General features: G+C 69.5%; 6 protein-coding genes. All 6 read left to right on the top strand.

Annotated features, from left to right (window positions below; translation table 11 throughout):
• The first annotated feature begins 78 nt into the window (after positions 1-78).
• A complete protein-coding gene (locus QZV72_RS10305) occupies positions 79-2,034 on the top strand; it encodes a YhgE/Pip family protein (protein WP_297008187.1) in 1,956 nt (651 codons plus the stop codon).
• Positions 2,035-2,071: 37 nt separating this feature from the next.
• Positions 2,072-3,109 carry a porphobilinogen synthase gene (gene hemB / locus QZV72_RS10310; RefSeq protein ID WP_297008190.1) on the top strand — a complete coding sequence of 346 codons (1,038 nt, stop codon included), beginning with the start codon at positions 2,072-2,074 and terminating at the stop codon, positions 3,107-3,109.
• 20 nt (positions 3,110-3,129) lie between these two features.
• The gene (locus tag QZV72_RS10315; protein ID WP_297008192.1) at positions 3,130-3,855 is read left to right on the top strand and encodes a hypothetical protein; all 726 of its coding nucleotides are present in this window, start codon (positions 3,130-3,132) and stop codon (positions 3,853-3,855) included.
• Position 3,856: 1 nt separating this feature from the next.
• On the top strand, positions 3,857-4,351 hold the full coding sequence (locus QZV72_RS10320) for a hypothetical protein (RefSeq protein WP_297008196.1): 495 nt from the start codon (positions 3,857-3,859) through the stop codon (positions 4,349-4,351).
• Complete coding sequence (locus tag QZV72_RS10325; protein WP_297008198.1) at positions 4,348-6,987, top strand: cation-translocating P-type ATPase; 2,640 nt, start codon at positions 4,348-4,350, stop codon at positions 6,985-6,987. The genes QZV72_RS10320 and QZV72_RS10325 overlap by 4 nt, the downstream gene beginning before the upstream one ends.
• A 67-nt stretch (positions 6,988-7,054) precedes the next feature.
• Positions 7,055-8,034: glutamate-1-semialdehyde 2,1-aminomutase (locus QZV72_RS10330; protein WP_297008200.1), on the top strand; the 980-nt coding region annotated here is incomplete at its 3' end.

Raw genomic sequence — 8,034 nt, forward strand, 5'->3', positions numbered from 1 at the left:
CGTCCCTGCCGCCGTCCCTGCCGCCGCGTCCCCTGCTTCCCCTGACACGACCGTCACCCGCTAGAGAAGGACTGCACAGTGCCCATCGCCGGATTCCACATCGCCAACGAACTGCGCCGCTTCAAACGGGCACGGTTGACCCGTATCACCGTCATCGCGCTGATCCTCATCCCGCTTCTGTACTCGGCGCTGTACCTCTGGGCGTTCTGGAATCCGTTGAACAAGACGGACGGGCTTCCTGTCGCCCTGGTCAACAGTGACCAGGGAGCGGAACTCGACGGTCAGGAGACCCGCGCCGGAGACCAGGTGGTCCAGGGGCTGCGGGACAACGACCGGATCAACTGGACGGAGGTCTCCGCTGAGGAGGCGGAGCAGGGTGTGAGGGACGGCAGGTACTACTTCTCCCTGGAGCTGCCCGAGAACTTCTCCGAGGCAGTGATCTCCGCGGCAGGCACGAACGCTGAGAAAGCCCGGTTGATCACCCACTACAACGACGCCAACGGTTACCTGTCCACCATCATCGGCGAGAACGTCATGCGCGAGGTGCTCAACACTGTCAGCACGAGGATCAGTGCCGAGGCGGTGGACAAGGTCCTTGTCGGTGTCCTGGACGCCGGCTCCGGCATCGCCGAGGCCGCCGAGGGGTCCGGCACCCTCGCCGACGGCATCGGGACGCTCCAGGGCAAGCTGCCGACCCTCACCGACGGGGTGGACCAGCTCAAGGACGGGTCATCGACTCTCGCGGCGGGGACGCAGACGCTCAACGACCAGGTCGGCCAGCTCAACCAGCTGGTTGAGGCGGGGCCGCGGCTGAGCTCCGGCATCGAGGAACTCGGCGCCGGGGCGACCGAACTGAGCAACGGCATCAACCAGCTCACCGGGCCGCTCGGGCAGGTCACCACCGTGCAGGGCGACAGCGCGGCGAACCTGCGGGACTACGCCACCCAGCTGCGCGCCCTGAACCTGCCGGGCACCTCGGCGATCGCCGGTCAGATCGAGGCGACCGCCACCGCCCTGGAGACCCGGGGGCTGGGGCCGCAGTCGACCGCCGGGGCCCAGGTCGACCGGCTGTCCGACGGGGCGGCGCAGCTCGCCTTCCAGCTCTCGGACCCGTCGGCGGAGTTCCGGGGCGGCATCGACCAGCTCACCTCCAGCACCGGGCAGCTCACCCAGCTCATCGACGGTGTCGACCGGCTCAACGACGGCGCCCACACCCTCGACGACGGCATCGGTCAGGCCCAGGGCCAGCTGCCCGAGCTCGTCGACGGGGTCGACCAGCTCAGCGACGGTGCGACCGAGCTGCACTCCCGGCTGGAGGAGGGTGCGGGCGAGGTGCCCAGCTGGAATGAGGGCCAGCGGGTCCAGGCCGCGACCACCATCGGTGGTCCGGTGACGCTCGCCGCGCAGGATGACACGGAGATCAGCTCCTTCGGCACCGGTCTGTCACCGTTCTTCATCTCACTGGCCCTGTTCATCGGTGGGATCGTGATCTTCCAGATCTTCAGGCCGCTGCAGCAACGAGCCATCGCTGCGGGAGTGGGCCCGGTCCGTGCCGCCTTCGACGGATATCTGCCGGTGGCTCTCCTGGCTCTGGCGCAGGCGCTCGTCATCGTCGCGGTGTGCATCGTCGCCGTCGGTCTGCGCCCGCAGGATGTCCTCGGTTTCACACTGGTGGCTCTACTGGTGTCCCTGGTGTTCATGGCGATGAACCAGGCGCTCGTCGCCCTGCTCGGGTCGGGGCCGGGCCGGGTGGGGGCGTTGGTCACCCTGATGGTGATGATGGTGACTTCCGGCGGCATCTACCCGGTCGAGACCCAGAACAGACTCATTGAGATCATCCACCCGTTCAACCCGATGACCTACGCGGTCAACGCCCTGCGCCAGACCCTCTACGGCTTCCATGACGAACGGCTGTGGACCTCGTTGACCGTCCTGTTCGGCGTCCTCGTCGTAGCCCTGGGAGTGACGACTTTCGCCGCCCGGACGCAACGCAACTGGTCGATGAAACGGCTGCACCCGGTGCTACCGAGTTAGGGGAGTGCGCGATCGGGGTCGGCGTACGATCGTGGGCATGAGTGAGCCCACCCTCCCGAACCTCCCCACCGACACCTACGGCGTCCCCGCCCCGTCGCGTCGTCCGCGTCGCCTGCGCACCAGCCAGACGATGCGTGACTTCGTCGCCGAGACGCACCTCGACCCGGCGCAGTTTATCCTCCCGGCGTTCATTGCCGAGGGAATCGACGCCCCCCGCGAGATCTCCGCGATGCCCGGCGTGTACCAGCACACCGAGACCTCCCTGCTCAAGGCCGCCGAGGAGGCGCTGGAGGCGGGTGTGGGCTCGATCGACCTGTTCGGTGTGCCGACCCCGGAGCACAAGGACTTCGCCGGGACGCAGGCCTGGGCCGGTGACGGCATCCTCAACAAGGGTCTCGCCGCCCTGCGCCGGGAGTTCGGCGACGACCTCCTCGTCATGGCGGACACCTGCCTCGACGAGTTCACCGACCACGGCCACTGCGGCGTGCTCACCACCGACCGCCACGGTGCCACCGTCGTCGACAATGACGCCACCCTTCCGCTGTACGCCGCGATGGCCGTCAGCCAGGCACGCGCCGGTGCCCACATCGTCAGCCCCTCGGGCATGATGGACGGCCAGATCCGTGTCATCCGGGCCGCGCTGGACGCCGAGGGTTTCCAGGACGTCTCCATCCTGGCCTACTCCGCGAAGTACTCCGGGGCGTTCTACGGGCCGTTCCGTGAGGCCGTCGGGTCGACACTGCAGGGTGACCGGAAGACCTACCAGCAGGACCCGCGCAACGCCCGCGAGGCGATCATGGAGGTCCAGCTCGACATCGACGAGGGCGCGGACATGGTCATGGTCAAGCCGGGCCTGCCGTACCTCGACATCCTCCGGGAGGTCGCCGACTACTCCACCGTGCCGGTCGCCGCCTACCAGGTCTCCGGTGAGTACTCGATGATCACCGCGGCGGCGCAGAACGGCTGGATTGACCGGGAGAAGACCATCATGGACTCCCTGACCTCGCTGCGCCGCGCCGGTGCGGACATCATCCTGACCTACTGGGCCACCGAGGCGGCGCGACTGCTGGCCTGACCGCTAGGCTGGGGGACGCTATGACCGCACCCCACCGCACGCCCAACAGTACGCCGCCCACACCCACGGGCCCCGGCGGCTTCCCCGAGATGCCCACCCCGCCGAAGATGGGTCGTGCCGACGGGCTGGCCCCCTCCGTCAAGGATGCCCCGGAGCAGGTCAAGGACGGCGTCAGGATCTGGTACGCCGTCGCGGCGCTCCAGCTGCTCACCGGCGTCCTGCAGCTGGTCCTCACCCTCACCGACCGGCGGGCGCTGACCCGCCAGGTCACCCAGCAGACCGAGGACATGGACGTGCCCGGCAACGCCAGCATCGACACCCTGGTCACCGGCTACGCCATCCTGCAGTTCCTGCTCACCCTGTTCTCCGTCGTGGTCGCGGTGTGGCTGATCTCCCGGGTCGGACGCGGTGGGTACCGCTCCCGGTTCTTCCTCACCCTCGGCACCGTCTACCTCGCCCTCATGGCGCTGATGCAGACCTTCGCCGGTGCCCCGGACACCGGGGCCATCCTGCTCATCGTGCTCGTCGGCGCCGGCACGATCATCTCCGGCGTCCTCGCCCCGGCCGGCTGGTGGCTGCTCACCCGCCCCGAGACCCGCGACTGGTTCGGCATGCCCGGCGAGCGGGAGATGGAGGAGTTCACCGCCGCCCTCGACAGACGATCCGCCGACCTCAGGAAGATGAAGGACGAGGAGAGGGCCGCCAAGCGGGAGAAGAAGGAACAGAAGAACCGGAAGGGCGACTGACATGCCGTCCCTGTTCCCCGGTGCGGGCTCCGCCGCGAACGACCCGAACCGCCAGGTGCGCTACTGGCGCCCCGGCGACGGGACCCCCGGTGTGGTCCGCACCGCCTTCGTGCTCTACCTGCTGTGCGCCGTCGGACTGCTCGTCGCCGCCCTGTTGATGTGGACCGCCGAGCCGCCGACCTCCACCGACGCTGACCGGCAGGCCACCATCGACGCCGTCGCCTCGGTGCTGAAATGGCTCGCGGTGATCGAGGCCGTCGGTGCGGTCGCCCTCTGCGTCGCGGTGCCCGGACTGCTGCGCGGCAACGCCCGCGCCCGGTTCCGCACACTCGTCGTCACCGGCGTCCTGCTGGTCGTGTCCCTGGGCAGCTGGCTGCTCGGGGTCTCCGGCTACATCCAGCCGCTCATCGCCCTTGTCCTCGCCTTCGCCACGCTGGCGGCGTACCGTCCCGGTGTGAGGACTTTCTTCGGTGAACCGACAGGGGACGACCGGTGAACGACGGCACCCAGGACGTGACGCGTGCCATCGACGAGGCCCGCGCCGCCGCCCGCGCTGTCGGCCTGTCCGACTTCACCGACCCCGCCTACGGGGGTGACGCGGACCATCCCGACGACGCCGACGCCCCCACCGGCCCGCTGACCTCCTTCACCTGGCACCTTGCGGGGATGGAGTCCGCCGTCGCCGCCGGGCAGTTGGAGAAGATCCTCAACCGCGTCCCCGGCGTCCAGGCCCGGGTGGTCTACTCCACCTCCATGGCCTGGGTCACCGCCCCGGACTCCCTGTCGCCCGACGTGCTGCGGGATCTCATGGCCCAGGCCGGGGTGGACGCCTGGCTCACCACTGCGTCCCTGCGCCGCCGTGCAGAGCGGCTGAACATCACCGAACGCCGTCGTCGGATGCGACGTCACCGCATGTCCCAGCAGCGGGCCAGGGAACGGGAGGCCCACACCACACCGGTGCGCCACCCCACCCAGTCCGGTGCCACGACCGAGGTGCTCTACACCGCGCGCGAACTCATCACCCCCTCCCGGCTGCTCGTCGCGGTCCTGCTCGGCGTGCCCGTCGTGGCGATGCAGATCACCGCCGGCTGGCAGTTCGACAACTGGCAGTGGCTCTGCCTCGCCCTGTCCGTCCCCGTCGTCACCTGGTGTGCCTGGCCATTCCACCGCGCCTTCCTCGCCGGACTGCGCCGCGGCATGTCCGCTCTGGACACCGCGTCCTCCGTGGCGATCATCGTCGCCTTCGTCTACTCGCTCGTCGCCATGCTCGTCACCGACGTCGGCGCCGCGGGCTGGCGAAACTCCCCGGAACTCACCGCCGACTACCACGACACCGGTAACGGCGCCGTCTTCCTCGACGTCGCCTGCGGTGTGACGATCCTGCTGCTCGTCGGACGCCTCTTCACCCGGCGCACCCGCCTACGCTCCGCCCTCGCACTGAGCTCACTGCAGCTGCCCGTCTCCGACACCGTCACCGTGGTGCGCAACGACCGCCGCGGGAAGCCGGTGAAGTCGGAGATCACCGTCGGCGAGATCCGCGTCGGCGACGACCTCCTCGTCCCCCGGGGCGGAGTGGTCCCCTCCGACGGTGAGGTCGTCGGCGGACGCGCCGAGGTGGACGCCGGGCCTTTCGGCGGCGGCGACCGACACTCCGAGGTCACCGTCAACTCCCCGGTGTACGCCGGCACACGGAACCTCGGCGACACCCTGAAGATCCGGGTGGAGCGGACCGGGTCGCGCACCCGGCTCGCCGCGGTCCAACGCTGGATCGGCGCCGCGGAACGTGACGAAGCCCAGCTCGACCAGATCGCCACCCGCTCGGCGTCCCTCCTGGTCCCCTGGGCGGTCGTCATCGCCTGCTGCGCGGCCGTCGTGTGGCTCCTCGTCACCGACGCCACCGCCAACGCCGTCGCAACCGCCCTGGCCGTCCTCATCTCCGTCGCACCCCTGGCCCTGGCACTGTCCACCACCCTCGCCCTACGTCTCGGCCTGGCCCGCGCCGCGACGGGCGGAACCCTGCTGCGCAACGCGAACACCATCCACCAGCTCGCCGACGTCGACACCATCATCTTCAACCGCAACGGCACCCTCACCCACGGGCCCATGGCAGTCACCGGCGTCACCGCGGCGAAAGGGGAGAACCCCGAACTGGTGCTGCGTGTCGCAGGTGCACTGTCCCTGGAATCCACCCACGCGGTATCCCGCGCCATCGTCCGCGCCGACCGGGAGGCCCGCGACGCCGGCACCGGCGGCGACTCCGTCCCGCACTGGCTGGAGGCCGGGCAGGTCACGGTCGACGACCGAGGTACCTTCACAGCCAGCGTCGACCTCCCCGTGAAGGACGCCAGAACCGGCGACACCATGAAGCGTCACCTGCCCGCCGCACTGTGGCGTCCACGGGACCTCTCCGAACTCACCGACCCCGCACTCGCCAACGCAGCCGTCGGCGGCGGCATCCCGCTGGTCGTGTCGTGGAAGGGGAGGGCACGCGGCGTCATCAACGTATCCGACCAGGTGAAGGGGGATGCGGCGAGCGCCGTGGAAGAGCTCGAGGACATGGACATCGAGACCACGATGATCGCCCGAGACACCTACCCCGTCGCCCGCCGGATGGCCGACATGATCGGCATCTCGACCGTGCTCGCCGGCATCGCGCCAGGACGCAAGGCCGCCACCGTGCGCAGTGTCCACGCCCAGGGAGCGACCGTGGCCATGGTCGGTGACGAGGACGTCCTCGACTGCCTCCATGTCGCGGACGTCGGCGTCCTCATGGGGTCCGCCGACCGGATCGACAACGCTGAAAGTGACGTCGTGCTGCTGCGCGAGGACATCTCCGCCATCCCCGAGGTCGTCAGCCTTGTCCGCCACGTCCGCGCCACCGTCGACTGGAACCTCTGGCTGGCCTGGGGCTACAACGCCGTCGCCGTGGTCCTGTCGGTCACCGGACTGCTGAACCCGCTGCTCGCGACGGTGCCGATGCTGCTGTCCTCGATGCTCATCGAATGGCGGTCCGCCCGCATCACCCACCGCGACTACACCTCGCGTGGCACCGTCGTGGCGAACTGGCGGCCACGGCGGGGCAAACTGCGCTCCTGGGCCGGCGAGAATCTGCTGCCCTGGCAGACTCAGTAACCCCCGCAGCAGCCCCGCGCTGTGGCTCGACCGGTCGGTTACAGTGTCGGTTACAGTGGTCGGTGTGATGAGTGAACACACCGAGTCAAACCTGTCCGCCAGCTCGACCGCGATGGAGGAGGCACGCCGGGTGATCCCTGGTGGCGTGAACTCCCCGGTCCGGGCCTTCGGCTCCGTCGGCGGAACCGCCCCGTTCATCGCCTCCGCCGCCGGATCCCGGCTGACCGACGTCGACGGCAACGACTACGTCGACCTGGTCTGCTCCTGGGGCCCGATGATCCACGGGCACTCCCACCCGGTGGTGGTGGACGCCGTGCAGTCCGCCGTGGCCAAGGGCGTCTCCTTCGGGGCACCGACCCTCGGTGAGATCTCCCTGGCGGAGGAGATCATCGGCCGCACCAGCGTGGAGAAGATCCGCATGGTCAACTCCGGTACCGAGGCCACCATGTCCGCGGTGCGCCTGGCCCGCGGTTTCACCGGCCGCGACCGGATCCTCAAGTTCATCGGCTGCTACCACGGCCACGTCGATTCCCTGCTGGTCGCCGCCGGGTCCGGCGTCGCGACCCTGGGTCTGCCCGACTCGCCGGGCATCACCGCTGCGGCGGCGGCCGAGACCATCGCCGTGCCCTACAATGACCTCTCCGCTGTCAGGGAGGCCTTCGCCGAGCACCCCGGCGAGATCGCCGCGATCATCGTCGAGGCCTCGGCAGGAAACATGGGGTCGGTGCACCCCGATGAGGGGTTCAACGCCGCGCTGAGGGAGATCGCCCACGCTGACGGTGCTCTGCTGATCATCGACGAGGTCATGACCGGTTTCCGTACCTCCCGCAAGGGGTGGTTCGGGGTTGACGGCGTCGCCGGGGACCTGACCACCTTCGGCAAGGTCGTCTCCGGCGGTATGCCCGCGGCCGCCTTCGGTGGACGCGCGGACATCATGGACATGCTCGCCCCGGTCGGCCCGGTGTACCAGGCCGGCACCCTGTCGGGAAACCCGGTGGCGATGGCCTCCGGCCTGGCGTCCCTGCAGCTCGCGGATGATGCGGTCTA

It is taken from the genome of uncultured Corynebacterium sp., from assembly GCF_902782855.1.
Taxonomy (GTDB): Bacteria; Actinomycetota; Actinomycetes; order Mycobacteriales; family Mycobacteriaceae; genus Corynebacterium.

What these genes read in the sequence shown, in the direction of transcription:
- QZV72_RS10320 (WP_297008196.1), top strand. Translation starts at nt 3,857, where the DNA reads ATGCCGTCCCTGTTCCCCGGTGCGGGCTCCGCCGCGAACGACCCGAAC.
- QZV72_RS10315 (WP_297008192.1), top strand. Translation starts at nt 3,130, where the DNA reads ATGACCGCACCCCACCGCACGCCCAACAGTACGCCGCCCACACCCACG.
- hemB (WP_297008190.1), top strand. Translation starts at nt 2,072, where the DNA reads ATGAGTGAGCCCACCCTCCCGAACCTCCCCACCGACACCTACGGCGTC.